Origin of the sequence: Klebsiella ornithinolytica, from assembly GCF_030505655.1 — a bacterium.
Taxonomy (GTDB): Bacteria; Pseudomonadota; Gammaproteobacteria; order Enterobacterales; family Enterobacteriaceae; genus Klebsiella; species Klebsiella ornithinolytica.
This window is the reverse complement of sequence record NZ_CP130153.1, coordinates 4,104,355-4,121,410: the sequence shown is the minus strand read 5'-3', so window position 1 is coordinate 4,121,410 and position 17,056 is coordinate 4,104,355. Positions and strand designations below refer to the sequence as shown.

General features: G+C 59.1%; 12 protein-coding genes and 1 pseudogene. 8 read left to right on the top strand and 5 right to left on the bottom strand.

Annotation, left to right across the window (positions count from 1 at the left end; genetic code table 11):
- The first annotated feature begins 37 nt into the window (after positions 1-37).
- Both Q1L34_RS19650 and Q1L34_RS19645 read left to right on the top strand, forming a co-directional pair.
- Positions 38-916: a helix-turn-helix transcriptional regulator gene (locus tag Q1L34_RS19650; protein WP_327204248.1), complete on the top strand. Its 879-nt coding sequence runs from the start codon at positions 38-40 to the stop codon at positions 914-916.
- 15 nt (positions 917-931) lie between these two features.
- Complete coding sequence (locus Q1L34_RS19645) at positions 932-1,975, top strand: DUF2157 domain-containing protein (protein ID WP_165552148.1); 1,044 nt, start codon at positions 932-934, stop codon at positions 1,973-1,975.
- On the opposite strand, the gene nfsB is transcribed toward Q1L34_RS19645, so the two are convergent.
- From nfsB to Q1L34_RS19630, 3 genes are all read right to left on the bottom strand, one after another.
- Positions 1,972-2,625, bottom strand: coding sequence for an oxygen-insensitive NAD(P)H nitroreductase (gene nfsB / locus Q1L34_RS19640; protein WP_015584949.1), 654 nt, complete (start codon positions 2,623-2,625; stop codon positions 1,972-1,974). The genes Q1L34_RS19645 and nfsB overlap by 4 nt on opposite strands.
- Positions 2,626-2,753: 128 nt before the next feature.
- Positions 2,754-3,134 (bottom strand): MmcQ/YjbR family DNA-binding protein, encoded by a 381-nt coding sequence (locus tag Q1L34_RS19635; protein ID WP_004859171.1) that lies wholly within the window; start codon positions 3,132-3,134, stop codon positions 2,754-2,756.
- Positions 3,134-3,715 (bottom strand): TetR/AcrR family transcriptional regulator, encoded by a 582-nt coding sequence (locus tag Q1L34_RS19630; RefSeq protein ID WP_004859175.1) that lies wholly within the window; start codon positions 3,713-3,715, stop codon positions 3,134-3,136. The genes Q1L34_RS19635 and Q1L34_RS19630 overlap by 1 nt, the downstream gene beginning before the upstream one ends.
- Before the next feature lie 190 nt (positions 3,716-3,905).
- Here Q1L34_RS19630 and Q1L34_RS19625 point away from each other — a divergent pair, with 190 nt between their 5' ends.
- Both Q1L34_RS19625 and Q1L34_RS19620 read left to right on the top strand, forming a co-directional pair.
- Positions 3,906-5,006, top strand: coding sequence for an MBL fold metallo-hydrolase (locus Q1L34_RS19625; protein WP_015584948.1), 1,101 nt, complete (start codon positions 3,906-3,908; stop codon positions 5,004-5,006).
- 30 nt (positions 5,007-5,036) lie between these two features.
- Positions 5,037-5,378, top strand: coding sequence for a RamA family antibiotic efflux transcriptional regulator (locus tag Q1L34_RS19620; RefSeq protein WP_004859189.1), 342 nt, complete (start codon positions 5,037-5,039; stop codon positions 5,376-5,378).
- Between the two features lie 41 nt (positions 5,379-5,419).
- Here Q1L34_RS19620 and Q1L34_RS19615 read toward each other — a convergent pair whose 3' ends face one another.
- Positions 5,420-7,561: a TonB-dependent siderophore receptor gene (locus Q1L34_RS19615; RefSeq protein ID WP_032717170.1), complete on the bottom strand. Its 2,142-nt coding sequence runs from the start codon at positions 7,559-7,561 to the stop codon at positions 5,420-5,422.
- A 154-nt stretch (positions 7,562-7,715) separates the two neighbouring features.
- Here Q1L34_RS19615 and Q1L34_RS19610 point away from each other — a divergent pair, with 154 nt between their 5' ends.
- Positions 7,716-9,338, top strand: coding sequence for an alpha/beta hydrolase-fold protein (locus Q1L34_RS19610; protein ID WP_004859195.1), 1,623 nt, complete (start codon positions 7,716-7,718; stop codon positions 9,336-9,338).
- On the opposite strand, the gene Q1L34_RS19605 is transcribed toward Q1L34_RS19610, so the two are convergent.
- A complete protein-coding gene (locus Q1L34_RS19605; protein WP_004859198.1) occupies positions 9,267-9,515 on the bottom strand; it encodes a DUF1158 domain-containing protein in 249 nt (82 codons plus the stop codon). The two genes, Q1L34_RS19610 and Q1L34_RS19605, sit on opposite strands and share 72 nt — an antisense overlap.
- A gap of 500 nt (positions 9,516-10,015) precedes the next feature.
- Between Q1L34_RS19605 and Q1L34_RS19600 the strand changes: the two genes are divergently transcribed.
- The 3 genes and pseudogenes from Q1L34_RS19600 to Q1L34_RS19590 all read left to right on the top strand — a co-directional run bounded on the left by Q1L34_RS19600 (position 10,016) and on the right by Q1L34_RS19590 (position 16,985).
- The gene (locus tag Q1L34_RS19600; RefSeq protein ID WP_015584947.1) at positions 10,016-12,739 is read left to right on the top strand and encodes a cation-transporting P-type ATPase; all 2,724 of its coding nucleotides are present in this window, start codon (positions 10,016-10,018) and stop codon (positions 12,737-12,739) included.
- A 60-nt stretch (positions 12,740-12,799) separates the two neighbouring features.
- Complete coding sequence (locus Q1L34_RS19595; RefSeq protein WP_054829224.1) at positions 12,800-13,879, top strand: efflux RND transporter periplasmic adaptor subunit; 1,080 nt, start codon at positions 12,800-12,802, stop codon at positions 13,877-13,879.
- 14 nt (positions 13,880-13,893) lie between these two features.
- Positions 13,894-16,985: pseudogene (locus Q1L34_RS19590) on the top strand (efflux RND transporter permease subunit).
- Positions 16,986-17,056: the final 71 nt, after the last annotated feature.

Here is a 17,056-nt window from a genome sequence, read left to right as displayed (position 1 = left end):
TCTATACTGGTATTGGTACTACCATGCTGGAGTCAATATGACGGGAATGCCGCAACGTGAAACGGTGCCGATAGCGCCCGACGATAGCCGTAAGCAGCTGGGCGCCTTTCTGCGCTCCCGGCGTGAAAGCCTTGATCCGCAGCGTCTTGGCCTGCCGCGAGTAGGGCGGCGGCGCACGCCCGGGCTGCGCCGGGAAGAGGTGGCGATGCTGGCCGATGTCGGCGTGACCTGGTATACCTGGCTGGAACAGGGGCGGGAGGTTAATCCGTCGGAATCGGTACTGGTGGGCGTCGCGAATGCGCTGCAGTGCAGTCCGCTGGAGACGCGCCATCTGTTCGTGCTGGCCGGTCTGACGCCGCCGGAAACCACGCAGGTCAACGTATGTGAAGGGATCGCTCCGGGGACCCGGCGGATGCTCGATAGCCTGATGCCGCAGCCGGCCAGCATCCAGAAACCCAATTTCGATATCGTGGCGTGGAACGACAGTTTTTGTCGGCTGATGGGCGTCGATTTTACCGCGCTTCCCGAAGAAAACCGTAACTGTATTTATCTCTATCTCACCCACGAGACCTGGCGCAGCCGTATTGAAAATCGCGATGTGCTGCCGACGTTTGTCTCCTATTTCCGCGCGGCCATGGCCGAACACCGGGGCGACCCGCTGTGGGAAAATAAGCTGGCGCGCTTTTTTGCCGCCTCCGCCGAATTTGAAACGCTGTGGCATCAGCGTTATGACGTCCGCGGCGTGGAAAATCAGGTGAAGAATTTCAATCATCCCCAGCTCGGACGCTTTAGTCTGCAGCAGATGTACTGGTATTCCGCCCCGCGTAATGGCTCCCGGCTGCTGGTGTACCTGCCGATGGACGACGCCGGCGAGCAGGCGCTGGCATGGCTGGATAAACAGGATTCTCTCTTATAGCGACAGGGAACGCAGATGAACGTAACCAGGAAACAACAGCGGGTGATTCAGCAGGCGCTGGATGAATGGCAGGCCGCGGGGGAGTTGAGCCACGCGGAAAGCCAGCGGCTGGCGGGCACTTTGCGCGTCAGCACCTTTGACTGGCAGCGACTGAGCCGCTATGCCTTCTGGACGGCGCTGGCCTGCCTGCTGATCGCGCTGGGCAGCCTGTTCGCCGATAGTGAACTGATTGCCTGGCTGATGAGCCTGTTCAGCGACTCGGCGCTGGCGCGGATTGCGCTGCCTGCGGCGGTGGCGCTGGTTTGCTACCTCTGGGGATTCCGTCGCCAGCGGCAGGCCTCGCACTGGCACTACAGCAGTGAGGCGATTTTGTTTGTCGGCGTGGTGTTTACCGCGCTGGCGCTGTGGCAACTCGGCGTGCGGCTGGATGACGGCAGCGGCCATATTGCGCCACTGTTTCTGGTCGGCTGCGCTATTTATGGTGCTATCGGCCTGGCGGCCCGTTCCGGGCTGGTGTGGCTGTTCTTCCTGCTGGCGCTGGGCAACTGGTTCGGAGCGGAAACCGGCTACCTGGCGGGATGGGGGGCCTACTGGCTGGGCATGAACTATCCGCTGCGTTTTGTGCTGTTCGGTGGCGTGCTGCTGGCGCTCTGTTTTATGCTGCAAAAGTGGCTGCTTCAGCGCCGGCTGTTTACCGTCAGTAAGGCCATGGGCCTGACGTATCTGTTTATCGCGCTATGGATTCTGTCGATTTTTGGCTATCGGGATCCCGACGCCTGGTACAGCATTTCACCGCTGCAGCAGCTGCCGTGGGCGCTGTTATTCGGCGTCGCGGCGGGCGTCTGTATTTATATCAGTCTGAAAACGGATGACGGAATGCTGCGCGGTTTTGGCCTGACCTTCCTGGCTATCAATCTCTATACGCGTTTCTTCGAGTTTTTCTGGGACGGGATGCACAAGGTGCTGTTCTTCCTGATCCTCGCCGTTTCGCTGGCGGTGATTGGCCGCTATGCAGAACGAATCTGGCACGCCGGCGAGCGGCGTGCGCGGGGAGATTAAATCTCGGTGATGGTGGTCGCCTGCGGCAGGCGTGATTTCGGCAGCGTGGCGTTGAAATCTTCCACGCTGTGGTGGCCGACCGGAACGATAACCACGCTGGTAAAGCCCTGTGCGGTCAGGTCAAATTCGGCGTCAAGAATCGCGGCGTCGAACCCTTCAACCGGCACGGCGTCCAGCCCCATTGCCGCGACGCCGAGCAGGAAGTTGCCGACGTTGAGGTAAACCTGCTTCGCCATCCAGTGGTTGTCGTCATGCAGATCTTTACGGTGCATATCGGCAAAGAAAACGCGGCCTTTGTGGTTAGCGGCTTTGGCTTCCGGAGTAGCGAAACGTCCGTCGGCCTCTTCCTGGTCCACCACGCGCTCCAGCCAGGCGTCGTCCATGGCGGTTTTGGCACAGAAAACCACGACATGAGAAGCATCAAGAATTTTACGTTCGTTGAAAACATAGGTGCCGCTGGCGGCTTTCGCCACCCGTGCTTTCCCTTCATCCGTGCTGGCAACGATAAAGTGCCACGGCTGGGAGTTGGTGCTCGACGGGCTGTATTGCAGCAATGTTTTCAGCTTTTCCGCTTCTTCAGCCGTCAGTTTTTTTGTGGCATCGAAGGCTTTTGTGGAGTGACGCTTTAAGGCAACGGAGACGATATCCATAACTCTTCCTCACGGTTTATGCTCAAGATAATTCGAGTTTACAGCCCCTTACGGGGCGTTTAGTGGGAGAAGAGTACAGCGAAGGCGGGGAAATGATAAGAGACAAAAATGCGATAACACTTATCGCGCTAGCCTGAAAATCCTTCCGGACGGAGCCGAATCCGCTCTTTTTTTGTCAGCTTATTCACCACCTGATTCCATGAATCATCGATAAGTTCGGCCAGCAGATCCTCACTGATATCCTCGCCGGGGACGACGGTGATCCAGTGTTTTTTGTTCATGTGATATCCCGGCTCAATACTGCGGTAAATCTCCCGATTGAGCAGCGATTTTTGCGGATCGGCTTTCAGATTCACCAGCGCCCGACCGCGAAGGGTCATGGTGAGCATAAAAATGCGCCCGCCAACTTTGAACACGTCATACTCCGGGCCGAACGGCCAACAGTGTTCGGTAAACGGATAGCTGAGCGCAATCCGGTGGGCGCTGGCGTGCAGCGAAGCGCGGTCCATCAGGCGTCGTTCTCGTGAAGCGCTTGCCACATGGTCTCAAAACCGAGGGCGATCAGCTCGCGGGCGCGCTGCGGATCGTGGCTGGCAAATTCGATAGTGGTTTCCGCCAGCGAAAGAAACAGGGCGTCGCCAAAGGCGCTGTAGGCGTCGCTGAGAAAGACCGGCTTGACCGATAGCTGACACATTTCGTTGAGCTCGGGGAACATCTCTCTCACGCGGGTTCGGGTTTCATCGGTGATGCGTTCGCTGAGCGCCATCCGGCGAATCGCCTTGTGCTCCATCGGGTGGCGAATACTCCAGTCGATATAGCTGTCCCAGATATTGCGGGCGTTCTCTTTCGGCCGTTTTTCGTTTGGCGTCAGTCCGGAGACCATCGCTTTAACTAACCCCGACTTGATCGAGAGGTACAGTTCGTTGAGTAACTCATCCTTGGTGGCGAAATAGCGGAACAGCGTCCCCTCGGCAACCCCGGCGCTACGGGCAATAGCCGATGTTGAGGCGGCGATACCCGACTGGGCAAAGGCGGCCGTTGCGGCCTCCAGCAACGCTTGTTTTTTATCTTCACTCTTAGGACGAGCCACTACATTTTACCTCACGCGAAATCAAACCCCGATCTAACCACGCCATGTCATGGCACTGCAACGGTGGATGTTAAAAAATTGAAAATCGTCTTGACGACTTTCATATTCGTCTTAATAATGAGTGCTTACTCACTCATAATCAAGTTATATCACTAAACTCTCATAATAGGGAGTTTCATCTGGTCAGGTTATGAACCGTGTCACTTTCAGCGTGGTCGCCATTATGTTATTAGCCTCAGCAACAGCTTTGCCGTTTGTCTTAAATGCCGGGTTTGGCCGGGCGCCGCAGGGCGCGCAGCTCAGTCTGGTGGAACAGTCGCCACACTATCGCGATGGCCAGTTTCATAATCAGCTCCCCACGCCGGGCTTCACCGGGCAGAAAAATATGCTGGCCGCCTGGTGGGAGTTTCTGGTGACTAAACGCGAAAATGCCCGTCCCGCGCAGCCGTTGCCGCTGGTCAATACCGATCTCGCCAGCCTGCCGATCGGGCAGGATACGATGGTGTGGCTCGGCCACTCCTCCTGGTATGTGCAGCTGGCGGGGAAACGCATCCTGATTGACCCGGTCTTCAGCGACTATGCCGCACCGTTCTCATTTATTAATAAAGCTTTCCCGGGTGACTATCCGTGGCATGCGGAGCGTATGCCGGAGATAGACCTGCTGATTATTTCGCACGATCACTACGACCATCTGGATTACGCCACCATCAAAGCGCTGATGCCAAAAATCAAGCGCGTGGTGACGCCGCTCGGCGTGGGATCGCATCTGCGCTACTGGGGCATGGAGAGCGCCATTATCAGCGAAGCGGACTGGCATCAGGCGGTGCAGGTCAGCGACGAACTGACCGTGCATGTGCTGCCGGCCCGTCATTTCTCCGGTCGTGGGCTGAAGCGCAATCAAACGCTGTGGGCCAGCTTTATGTTCGTCACCCCGCAGCAGAAGATTTACTACAGCGGCGATAGCGGTTACGGCCCGCACTTTAAAGCCATCGGCGAACAGTTTGGCGCCGTGGATCTGGCGATTATGGAGAACGGCCAGTACGACCAGGACTGGAAATACATTCATATGATGCCTGACGAGACGGCTCAGGCCGCCGACGATCTCCGCACGCGCGCGGTGCTCCCGGGGCATGCGGGGCGCTTTGTGCTGGCGAAACACAGCTGGGACGATCCTTATAAGCGGCTGGCTGCGGCCAGTCAGCAAAGACCGTGGCGGTTGTTAACGCCGATGCTTGGCGAGCCGGTTTGGGTTGCTGATAAGACGCAATCATTTACTACCTGGTGGCGATAAATACGGGTTTGATTAAAGAGGAGAGGACTTATGACTATTTCCGCTCAGGTGATTGAGACTATCGTCGGGTGGATTGATGACAATTTGCATCAGCCGCTGCGTATTGATGATATTGCGCGTCACTCTGGTTATTCGAAATGGCATCTGCAACGACTCTTTTTGCAGTACAAAGGGGAGAGTCTGGGGCGCTATATCCGCGAACGTAAACTGCGGCTGGCGGCGCGCGACCTGCGCGACACCGATCAGCGGGTTTATGATATCTGCCTGAAATACGGCTTTGATTCACAGCAGACGTTTACCCGCATTTTCACCCGCACCTTTCATCAGCCGCCGGGTGCCTACCGCAAAGAGAATCACAATCGCGCCCACTGAGGCGCGTCCGCCGGAAAGACCGGCGGACGCATTTTGGGCTTCTACCAGGCGTAGTTTACCGTCATCGTCACCGTACGACCCACGCCATAGAAACAGGCGCTATCGCCGGCGCACGAGGCAACATATTTAGTGTCGGCGATATTGTTGATGTTGAACTGCGCTTTCGCCCCTTTCAGGCTCGAGCTCAATTCGCCTAACTCATAGCTGACCATCGCGTCATACAGATCCACCGCCGGTACCTTGAAGGTGTTTTTCGCATCGCCGTAGCTGGTGCCGATATAACGCACGCCAACCCCAGCGGTCAGGCTTTTTAGCGCGCCATTGGGCAGGGTGTAGCTGGTGAACGCCGAGGCCATATGGGTCGGAATGCGCGCCGGGGTTTTCCCTTCGGTGCCGGCGACGGTGGTATTCACGGTTTCCGCGTCGGTCCAGGTGTATGAAGCAATCAGGTTGAGGTTGTCAAAGAAGGTGGCGTGCGCTTCGGCTTCCACCCCCTTCGAGCGGACCTTACCGCTGTTCTCATACCATCCTGCCGCGCTGTTCCAGGTCGCAACGTTGCTTTGGGTCAGGTCGTACATCGCCAGAGTCATCAACGCCGTCGGCGTAGGCTGATATTTCACACCCACTTCCACCTGTTTCCCTTCGCTGGGGTCGAACGGAGCGACGCCCGGCGCACGATTGGTTTGCAGGTTGGGTTCGAAGGAGGTGCTGTAGCTGATATAGGGCGACAGGCCAAAGTCAAAGGCGTACAGCAGACCGGTACGCCAGGTAAACTTGCTGTCGTTTTTCTGGGTGCGACTGCTGTCGGTAAAGTCGGTGGTACGCACTTCCGCCCAGTCATAGCGGCCGGAAAGCAGCAGCTCCCAGTTTTCCAGGCTCAGCTGATCCTGCAGGTAGAGGCCAACCTGATCGAGATTCTGCTGTTCATCGCTGGCGGTACGGAAGGTGCTTTCATCGACCTTCACACCATAGACCGGGGCACGCCAGTCGAGATCGTACTGTGAACCGCCGGCGCGACCGAGGTACTGCTTATCCTTGCTGGTTTTGTAGTCCAGGCCGCCGAGAACGGTGTGCGCCAGCTGACCGGTCGTGAACTGCGCCTCAAGCTGGTTATCGATACCGAACTCATCGGTTTGCCGCTCCTCATGCTGGGCGCGACGCGAGAGCACGGAGCTGTTGGCTGCGCTGTTGGAATAGACCAGATAGCGATATTTCTGCTTTATCGTCCCATAGCGCGCGTTCTGCCGTAGGGTCAGCATGTCGTTGAGCTGATGCTCAAATTCATAACCGATGAGAGTCTGCTCGCGCCAGGATTGGTTGTAGCCGGGGTCGCTGACGTTAAAGTCGCGCGGAATATAGCTGCCATCGACGCTGTTGACGGTGCCGTAGCGCGGCAGGAAGTTGCGATAACCGGCGTCGGGATCTTTTTGATAGCTGGTCAGCAACGTGAAGCGCGTCGCATCGTTGGGATACCACGTCAGCGCCGGCGCAATGGCGATGCGCGTCTCTTTATAATCCTCGACCTGGCTGTTCTGGCTGCGGGCGATACCGTTGAGGCGATAGAGCAGGTGGCCGTCGTCGCTTAACGGCCCGCCGACATCAAAGGCGCCTTCCGCCAGATTGTCGTTGCCGGTACGGAACTGGATTTGATGCACCGGCTGGCTGGTGGGACGCTTGCTGGTCATGCTGATAAGCCCGCCGGGGTTGACCTGGCCAAACAGCACCGAGGCCGGGCCGCGTACCAGCTCGACGCGCTCCAGCAGCCACGGATCCATTGTGCCGGTTTGCGACGACGCGGTGGCGCCATAGCTCAGGCCGTCGAGATACTTCGGTACATAGCTGAAGCCGCGGACGAAGACTTCGTCATTGCGGTTGGACGATCCGCGATACTCGGTGAACACCCCGGCGCTATAGCGCAGAGCCTGTGACACCGACGTCACGTCCAGCGCCGCCATCTGATCGCGGGTGATGACCGAGACCGACTGCGGGGTTTTCACCAGCCCGGCGGCGGTTTTCGTCGCGGAAAGCGTTTTCGTCGCCACGATCCCTTTGACCGGCGCGGTGGGATCTTCATTACTGCTCGCGGTGACCACGAGGGTCTCCTCCGCCAGCGCCTGCCCGGCGAGTGTCGCCACGGCAAGACCCGTGACCCAGAGTTTAGTTATCTTATTATATTTAAACATTTTATTTGCTATGTCCTTGGTTGAAATTGCCATAATCATCCCTTTCCCCCATCAGAAAAATCTAATGGCCTGAACGAGCGGAGTTGATGTTATTGCAAATCATTACCATTTGCATTAGCGTTAGTAACAAATTTTTACAGGGATAAATCGGGCGATGAAAATGGCATGGGGTGGTCTGCTGATCGGCATGAGTGCGCTACCGGCGGTGGCAATGAACTGCGAATCTTCTTCGCGGCAGGGAGAGCTGCAGGGAAAATTCGATGCCAGCGGCGAAGTCTGTTTTGATCTGCCGACGTTAGGGGAAAACTACGTTTCGGCGACGATTTCCGGGGTAACGGATGCCCGCCTGCTGGATGAAAATAACCGTCGGCTGCGTACGCTGCTGGCGGGAGGGCCGCCGGATGGCGAGCAAACGCTGCTGTTCTCCCTGCCGGTGAACCGCGCTTCAGCGCTGGTGCTCCACGGCGAAGAAGGCACCCGCTGGCATTTCCGCTGGCGGATGAAGGAGACCACCGCGCTGGCGAAAACCCAGGCACTGGATCCCGTCAGTCCCCGTTTGCAGCAGCTGATGCAGGAGCTGGCGGCGGGTGGCTCTACGACGCGTTTCTGGCAGGAGCGCGAACAGGAAGGGACGCCGATGGTGGAACCGGTGGATGCAGGACACAAGCGCGTCACCTTCCTGTGGCGCGGGGCGAGAAAAAACGTCTTCCTGCTGGGATCCCCGGCGGGCGATCACGATCCGCTGTTTCGGCTTGGCCATTCCGATGTCTGGTTTCGCAGCTACGTGGTACCGGCAGATACCCTGATGCAATATAAGCTGGCGCCGGATGTCCCGCAGGTCGACGGCGTCGGGCACGAGCAGCGGCGGGCGATTCTGGTCAGCGCTCAGGCCGATCCGCTGAATCCGAACAGCGTCAACCGCGCCAGCGATCGCTGGAACCGCTATTCGCTGCTGGCGCTCAATCCGGCGCGCTACTGCACGCCGCAGCGTAGGGCGCAGCCGTTGCGCTATGGCACTTTGACCCGCCATCAGCTGCGCAGCGATTTTTTGCATAATACCCGGGAAGTGATGATCTACCGTCCGCGCTTGCCGCAGCCCGCACGCTGGACGCTGATGTTGTTTGATGGCAAAACCTATCAGGATGAATACCGCTTCGCCAACGTGCTGGACAGCCTGATCGCCAGCCATGTGCTGCCGCCGATCAACGTGGTGTTTATTGATAGTCTCGATCACCCGCGCCGGGCGAAAGAGCTGCCGCCCAACCCCTTCTTCGCCGATTTTATGGCCCATGAGCTGCTTCCCTGGCTGCGACAACAGGGGCTGGATGCCATTCGCCAAAAAACCGTTGTCGCCGGCTCCAGCTACGGCGGCCTGGCCGCATCGTGGGTCGCGCTGCGCTATCCGCGGCTGTTTGCCAATGTCCTCAGTCTGTCGGGCTCTTACTGGTGGGCGCCCAAAGGCGAGGAAGCCGGCTGGCTGACGCGCCAGTATCAGCAGTCGCCGCGCTATCCGATACGTTTCTGGCTCCAGGCAGGCCGGTTTGAGACCTCGGGAGCCGATGGCGGGATCTACAGCAATACCCTTACCTTTGAACAGGCGCTACGCGATAAAGGCTATCGCGTCAGCTTCCATCCTTCATCAAGCGGCCATGATTATGCCGCCTGGTGCGAGGCGCTGGTGGCGGGAATGCGTGACTTTACCGGGTTAGCGCTCAAGGGAAAACCAGCGGCGCCAGACCCAACGCAACACCACATATTCTCCCGTGCCCAGCGCTAAGAACCACAGGCAAAAGAGCAGGGTATAAAACTGGTTGAGATCCATCAGATGGAAGGTATCGACCAGTTTTTGCGCCAGCGTTAACCCAAGGGATGGCGCTGGCAGCAGTAAACAAGAGATCAGGGCCAACAATAAAATGCCTGCGGCGGCGATCAGCGTTTCGAGCGGATGTTTCATTACTTGTTAATCATCAGTTAAAAAACATATTGTCAGGTATAATGACATTTAACGCAATATCCTTTCCTGAGTGATTATTTTACGCCATTATACGTAGCGCTAATATCAGGACTTTTATTCCTTCTGTTAATATTGTTGGCGTTATTTGTAATTAAATTAATAGCATCTTAATGTCAATTAACGTCATTATTAAAGAGTGTACTTTACAAAAGTATAGGTACTATATCCCACCAGCGTGGCAATACTGATAGCCAGCAGGATGTACAGCACCAGGCGGCGTCCACGGTAGATTCCTGACATAATGAACCTCGTTTAATATATGTTTATTAATATTCTGTAATAGTTGTTTGAAGAATTAACTTATCACAGATTTTAAATTTTGCGAGGGCCGTTAATTGTCCTGGATCAATTTTCATCTCGCTATATAAAATCATATTCATTCATTGGCCAGAAATGATTTCAGGCTTTCCGAATAACGGAATTTATAAGGAAAATTTAATTTGACCAGAATCCATCACCCCCATAATTCGCCTCCTGCGGGAGATACTGCGGCACAGCCAGCCTACCGGCAGACCGTTGAACAGGTACTGGCGCAGAACCACAGTCGCGCCGAGGGATTGCATTCCGCCGAGGCCGCAGAACGCCTGGCCTCCTTTGGCCCTAACGCGCTGCCGGAAAAGAAAAGCAAGCCGGCCTGGCTGCGTTTCCTGGCCCACTTTAACGACGTGCTGATTTTCGTCCTGCTGGCGGCGGCGGCGCTGACGGCGGTGATGGGACACTGGGTGGATACCCTGGTGATCCTGGGCGTCACGGTCATCAACGCCCTGATCGGTCACGTGCAGGAGAGCAACGCCGAGAAATCCCTGCAGGGGATCCGCAACATGCTCTCCAGCAATGCCCGGGTGCAGCGCAACGGTAAACACGAAACCTTGCCCACCCGCGATCTGGTGCCGGGTGATATCGTTATTCTGCGGGCGGGCGACCGCGTTCCGGCGGATATGCGCCTGATCGAAACTCACAACCTGCGTGTGGAAGAGGCGATCCTGACCGGCGAATCAACGGTGGTGGATAAAATCATCGATGCGCTGCAAGGCGAACTGCCGCTGGGCGACCGGACCAACATGGTGTTTTCCGGTACCACCATCAGCGCCGGCGGTGGCGTCGGCGTCGTGACGGCGACCGGGCAGGATACGGAACTTGGGCATATCAACCAGATGATGGCCGGTATCGAGAAGCATCGCACGCCGCTGCTGGTGCAGATGGATAAGCTGGGTAAAGCGATTTTCGTCATTATCCTCGCCATGATGGCGGCGCTGTTTGTCTTCAGCCTGGCCCTGCGTGATATCCCCATGGGGGAACTGCTGCTCTCCCTGATTAGCCTGGCCGTAGCGGCGGTCCCGGAAGGACTTCCGGCGATTATCTCGATCATCCTCTCCCTCGGCGTGCAGGCGATGGCGCGCAAACACGCCATTATTCGCAAGCTCCCGACGGTAGAAACGCTGGGGGCGATGACCGTCGTCTGTTCGGATAAAACCGGTACGCTGACCATGAACGAAATGACGGTCAAAGCGATTATCACCGCCGACTGCTGCTACCGGGTTGAGGGTGACAGCTATGAGCCGCAGGGCAATATCTATCTGGAAGGCAGCGATGAGCCGGTACAAATTCATGCCGGAAGCGTACTGGAAACGTATCTGCGTACCATTGACCTGTGCAACGACAGCCAGCTGGTACAGGACGCGCGCGGCCTGTGGGGCATCACCGGCGGCCCGACCGAAGGGGCGTTAAAAGTGCTGGCGGCGAAGGCAAAGCTGCCGCCGGTTGAGACGCAGCTGATTGCCAAAATTCCGTTTGATTCACAGTATAAGTACATGGCGACGCAGCAGAGAATCGACACCGCTGAGCGTGTGTTGATCACCGGCGCGCCGGATGTGATTTTCGCGATGTGCCGCGAGCAGATGACAAAGCAGGGGACGGTTCCGTTCGAGCGCCAGTACTGGGAGGATGAGATCTCTCGCTTCGCCAGCCAGGGGCTGCGCATGGTTGCCGCCGCCTGTAAACCGGCGCGCGCCGGCAGCACGACGCTGACCCACGACGATCTGCGTGAGGGGCTGGTGTTCCTCGGCATCGCCGGAATGATGGATCCGCCACGTTCGGAGGCCATAGAGGCGATTCACGCCTGCCAGACCGCAGGGATCCGCGTGAAAATGATCACCGGCGATCACCCGCAGACGGCAATGAGCATCGGCCAGATGCTGGGGATCACCAACAGCCATCAGGCGATGACCGGCTATCAGCTGGAGCACATGGACGATGGCGAACTGGCGAAAGCCGCCGTGGAGTACGACATTTTTGCTCGTACCAGTCCGGAGCATAAGCTGCGCCTGGTCAAAGCGCTGCAGGATACCGGTGAAGTCGTCGGCATGACCGGTGACGGGGTGAACGATGCGCCGGCGCTCCGCCAGGCCGACGTCGGCATTGCGATGGGGATCAAAGGCACTGAAGTCACCAAAGAGGCGGCCGACATGGTGCTGACGGACGACAACTTCGCCACCATTGCCAGCTCGGTGAAAGAGGGGCGTCGCGTCTACGACAACCTGAAGAAAACGATTCTGTTTATTATGCCCACCAACCTGGCGCAGGGGCTGCTGATTATCATTGCCCTGTTAGCGGGGAACATTATTCCGCTGACGCCGGTGTTGATTCTGTGGATGAACATGGCGACCTCCGCCACGCTCTCTTTCGGTCTCGCTTTCGAAGCCGCGGAGCGCAACGTCATGAACCGCCCACCGCGGAAAACCGGCCAGCACGTCATGGATGGTTATGCCATCTGGCGCGTCGCCTTCGTCGGAACCATGATTGCCGTCGCCGCCTTTATTCTTGAGGCCTGGCTGGCGCCGCGCGGCCATAGCGCCGAGTTTATCCGCACCGTGCTGTTACAGATGCTGGTGACCGCGCAGTGGGTGTACATGATTAACTGCCGTCGCAGCGAGGGCTTCTCATTAAATACTGGCCTGCTGCGCAACAAAGGCATCTGGCTGGTCAGCGGCGTGCTGCTGCTCCTGCAGCTGGCGATTATCTACCTGCCGTTTATGCAGACGATGTTTGGCACCGAGTCGCTGCCGCTGCGCTACTGGTTTATCACCCTGGCGATTGCCATCGTGATGTTCCTGGTGGTGGAAGTCGAGAAGCGTCTGACCCGCCCGTTACGTAAAACCGCCTGATCCGCCCGGCGCCCCTCTCCGCTCAGGGGAGGGACGCCGCATCGCCAGCAAGGAATCCCGATGAGAAACATTTTGCGCCTGGTCTGCCTGACCCTTGGCCTGGCCGGTTACGCCCTGACGGCCACCGCCGCGCCCGCCATCCCGGTTCGCGCGACCGTCGTTCAACTGCTGCCGCATGTGGCTGAACGTCCGCTTCCCGGCCGCATTGAAGCGATTCATGACGTGGAGATCCGCGCACGCACGGAGGGGACCATTGTGCAGCGCCACTTCCAGGACGGGCAGTACGTCAGGGAAGGCGATCGGCTGTTCACCCTCGATGATGCCCAACCTCGGGCTGCGCTGGCGCTGGCCGGGGCCGAGCTGAAAAGCGCGCAGGCTTCGCTGCGTCAGGCCCAGCAGCTGCTGACCCGCTATCAACAGCTGAAAAACAATCACTCCATCAGCCGCAACGATGTCGATAACGCCCGGATGCAGCGCGATGTCGCCGCCGCCGCCGTGGAACAGGCGAAGGCGCGCGTCACCACGCAGCAAATTACGCTGGATTATACGCGCATCGACTCGCCGGTCAGCGGGCGTATTGGCCACAGTCGTTTTCATGTCGGCAGCCTGGTGGGGCCGACCAGCGGCATGCTGGTGGATATCGTCCAGCTCGACCCGATTCGCGTCTCTTTCGCCTTAGATGAAGCCGCCTTTTACAGTAAAGCCGGGCAGCATGCCGATATCGGCGCGCTGAAGCAGGCGTGGCTGGCGCAGATTGAACCCGACGGTAGGCGGGAAGATGGGGTGTTGACCTCGGTCGATAACCGGATTGATACCCGCACCGCCAGCGTCGTGCTGCGCGCCGAATTCGCCAATCCGCAGCATCGCCTGCTGCCGGGCGGCAACGTGCCGGTCATTCTTCGCCCGCGACAGGCGCAGGAGAGTCTGATGATCCCGGTTGCCGCCGTCCAGCAGGATGCGCAGGGGTTTTATAGCTGGGTGGTGACGGACCATAACACCGTTGCGCTGCGCCGCTTGACATCGGGCGGCCAGCAGGGGCAGCTGTTTGTCGTGGCGGACGGTCTGCAAGCGGGCGAGCGCGTGGTGACGGACGGCGCGCAGCGTCTGCGTGACGGCGCCGCCGTTCAGTTGCTGAAATAAGGAAAGGAGAAGGGATGCTGACGTTTTTTATTCGTCGCCCGCGTTTTGCGATGGTGATTGCGCTGCTGCTGACCTTTATCGGCGCGGTAGCACTGAAGCTGATTCCGGTGGAACAATATCCGCAGATTACGCCACCGGTGGTCAACGTCAGCGCCAGCTGGCCGGGCGCCAGCGCGGCGGACGTCGCCGAGGCAATCGCCGCGCCGCTGGAGACCCAGCTCAACGGCGTTGACCATATGTTGTATATGGAGTCCACCAGTTCCGATGACGGCACCTACAGCCTGAGCCTGACCTTTGCGGCCGGAACCGATGCCGATCTGGCGGCGATTGACGTGCAAAACCGGGTGTCGCAGGCGGTGGCGCAACTCCCTGTCGATGCGCAGCAGAACGGCGTGCAGGTGCGCAAGCGGGCGAGCAACCTGCTGATGGGCGTCAGCCTGTACTCGCCGCTGGAGACGCTCTCTCCGCTGTTCGTCAGCAACTACGCCAGCACCCAGGTGCGCGAGGCGCTGGCCCGTCTACCGGGCGTCGGCGAAGTACAGATGTTCGGCGCCCGTGATTACAGCATGCGCGTCTGGCTGCGCCCCGATCGCATGAACGCGCTGAATGTGACGACCGACGATATTGCCCAGGCGCTGCGGGAGCAGAATGTGCAGGGGGCGGCGGGGCAGGTAGGCACGCCGCCGGTGTTCAACGGTCAGCAGCAGACGCTGACCATCAACGGCATCGGCCGCCTGAGCGATGCGGAAAGCTTCAGCCAGATAGCGATCCGCAGCGGGGAACACGGTCAGCTGGTTCGACTCGCCGAAGTGGCCACCATTGAACTGGGGGCGCGCAGCTACAGTTCCGGCGCGCAGCTGAACGGCAAAGACTCCGCCTATCTCGGTATCTATCCGACGCCAACCGCCAACGCCCTGCAGGTCGCCGACGCGGTGCGCGCCGAACTGACCCGCCTGCACAGCCGCTTTCCGGCGGATCTGACCTGGGAGGTGAAGTTCGATACGACGCGCTTTGTCGCGGCGACGATTAAAGAGATTGGCGTCTCGCTGGTGCTGACCCTGTTGGCGGTGGTGCTGGTGGTATCGCTGTTTCTGCAAAGCTGGCGGGCCACGCTGATTGTCACCCTGGCGATCCCGGTGTCGCTGATCGGCAGCTTTGCCGTACTTTATCTGCTGGGCTATAGCGCCAATACGCTGAGCTTATTCGCCATTATTCTCGCCCTGACCATGGTGGTCGATGATGCCATCGTGTGGTGGAGAGCGTAGAAACCCATCTCGCCGAAGGCGTGGGGCGTGCGGAGGCGACCGCGCTGGCGCTACGGCAAATCGCCGGGCCGGTGATCGCCACAACGCTGGTACTGCTGGCGGTGTTTGTTCCGGTGGCGCTCCTGCCGGGGATTGTCGGTGAGCTGTATCGCCAGTTTGCCGTCACTCTGTCGACGGCGGTGACGGTGTCGAGCATCATCGCGCTCACCCTGACGCCGGCGCTGTGCGCGCTGTTGCTGCGTCCGCGTCCCGCGCAGCCTGCTGCCTTCTGGCGGGCTTTTAACCGCGCTCTGGCGACGGTGCGTGACGGCTACGGGGCGCTGGTCGGGTGGATGAACCGTCGTCTGTGGCTGGCGCTGGTGGCGACGATCGCTGCCGCCGCTCTGGTGGCCTTCAGCTTTAGCCAGATGCCGAAAGGTTTTCTGCCGCAGGAGGATCAGGGCTATTTCTTCGCCAGCGTACAGCTGCCGGAAGCCGCGTCGCTGGAGCGTACCGAAGCGGTGATGGCCCAGGCGCGCGAGCTGCTGCTGGCCAATCCGGCGGTTGAGGATGTGATTCAGGTGTCCGGGTTTAATATTCTCAACGGAACCAGCGCCTCCAACGGCGGCTTTATCTCGGTGATGCTGAAGGAGTGGCATCAGCGGCCGCCGCTGAATGAGGTGATGGGTAAATTGCAGGGACAGCTGATGGGCCTGCCGGAGGCGACCATTATGGCCTTTGCGCCGCCCACGTTGCCGGGCCTGGGCAATGCGTCCGGGTTCAATTTACGCATTCTGGCACAGGCCGGGCAATCGACGGCAGAGCTGGAGCAGGTAACGCAGCAGGTGCTAAGGATGGCGAACCAGCATCCGCAGCTGAGCCAGGTGTTTACCACCTGGAGTAGCAACGTGCCGCAGCTGACGCTCAACGTCGACCGCGACCAGGCGGCGCGGCTGGATGTGCCGGTATCGCGAATCTTCAATAGTCTGCAAACGGCGTTTGGCGGGACGCGCGCCGGGGATTTCAGCATCAACAATCGTGTCTATCCGGTGGTGGTGCAAAACGAGATGCAGTGGCGCGAGCGGGCGGAGCAAATCGGCGAGCTGTACGTACGAAATCATCACGGCGAGCGGATTCGGCTGAGCAATCTGGTGACCGTCACCCCCACCGTCGGCGCGCCGTTCATTCAGCAGTACAACCAGTTCCCGTCGGTGTCGGTGAGCGGCTCTGCGGCACAGGGCGTCAGCAGCCGCACGGCGATGGCGGTGATGGAGCAAATTCTGCTGTCGAATTTGCCGCAGGGGTATGATTACGAGTGGAGCGGCATCTCCTGGCAGGAGCAGCAGACCGGCAACCAGGCCATCTGGATCGTCCTGGCGGCGGTGGCGATGGCGTGGTTGTTCCTCGTCGCCCAGTATGAAAGCTGGACGCTGCCGGCCAGCGTGATGCTGTCGGTGCTGTTTGCCCTCGGCGGAGCGCTGCTGTGGCTGTGGATAGCCGGCTATGCCAACGATGTGTATGTGCAGATAGGGCTGGTGTTGTTAATCGCGCTGGCGGCGAAAAACGCGATATTAATCGTCGAGTTTGCCCGGGCCAGACGGGAAGAGGGGATGTCGGTGGTGGATGCTGCCCGCGAGGGAGCCACCCGGCGTTTTCGGGCGGTGCTGATGACCGCCGTCTCCTTTATCATCGGTATTATGCCGATGATGCTCGCCACCGGCGCCGGGGCGCAGAGTCGGCGGATTATCGGCACTACGGTGTTCAGCGGCATGCTGGTGGCGACGGCGATCGGGATTGTGTTTATTCCCTCGCTGTTCGTGCTGTTCCAGCGCCTGCGCGAATGGGGGCATCGGCGGATGTAAGCGCGCTTCTGTCGGCCAGCCTTGTCCTCCGGCCTCCGGTTCGCCGATTTCAGCGGACAGCTGGGCATCGC

What these genes read in the sequence shown, in the direction of transcription:
- Q1L34_RS19610 (WP_004859195.1), top strand. Translation starts at nt 7,716, where the DNA reads ATGAAAATGGCATGGGGTGGTCTGCTGATCGGCATGAGTGCGCTACCG.
- Q1L34_RS19620 (WP_004859189.1), top strand. Translation starts at nt 5,037, where the DNA reads ATGACTATTTCCGCTCAGGTGATTGAGACTATCGTCGGGTGGATTGAT.
- nfsB (WP_015584949.1), bottom strand. Translation starts at nt 2,625, where the DNA reads ATGGATATCGTCTCCGTTGCCTTAAAGCGTCACTCCACAAAAGCCTTC.
- Q1L34_RS19605 (WP_004859198.1), bottom strand. Translation starts at nt 9,515, where the DNA reads ATGAAACATCCGCTCGAAACGCTGATCGCCGCCGCAGGCATTTTATTG.
- Q1L34_RS19625 (WP_015584948.1), top strand. Translation starts at nt 3,906, where the DNA reads ATGAACCGTGTCACTTTCAGCGTGGTCGCCATTATGTTATTAGCCTCA.
- Q1L34_RS19615 (WP_032717170.1), bottom strand. Translation starts at nt 7,561, where the DNA reads ATGTTTAAATATAATAAGATAACTAAACTCTGGGTCACGGGTCTTGCC.
- Q1L34_RS19635 (WP_004859171.1), bottom strand. Translation starts at nt 3,134, where the DNA reads ATGGACCGCGCTTCGCTGCACGCCAGCGCCCACCGGATTGCGCTCAGC.
- Q1L34_RS19595 (WP_054829224.1), top strand. Translation starts at nt 12,800, where the DNA reads ATGAGAAACATTTTGCGCCTGGTCTGCCTGACCCTTGGCCTGGCCGGT.
- Q1L34_RS19645 (WP_165552148.1), top strand. Translation starts at nt 932, where the DNA reads ATGAACGTAACCAGGAAACAACAGCGGGTGATTCAGCAGGCGCTGGAT.
- Q1L34_RS19650 (WP_327204248.1), top strand. Translation starts at nt 38, where the DNA reads ATGACGGGAATGCCGCAACGTGAAACGGTGCCGATAGCGCCCGACGAT.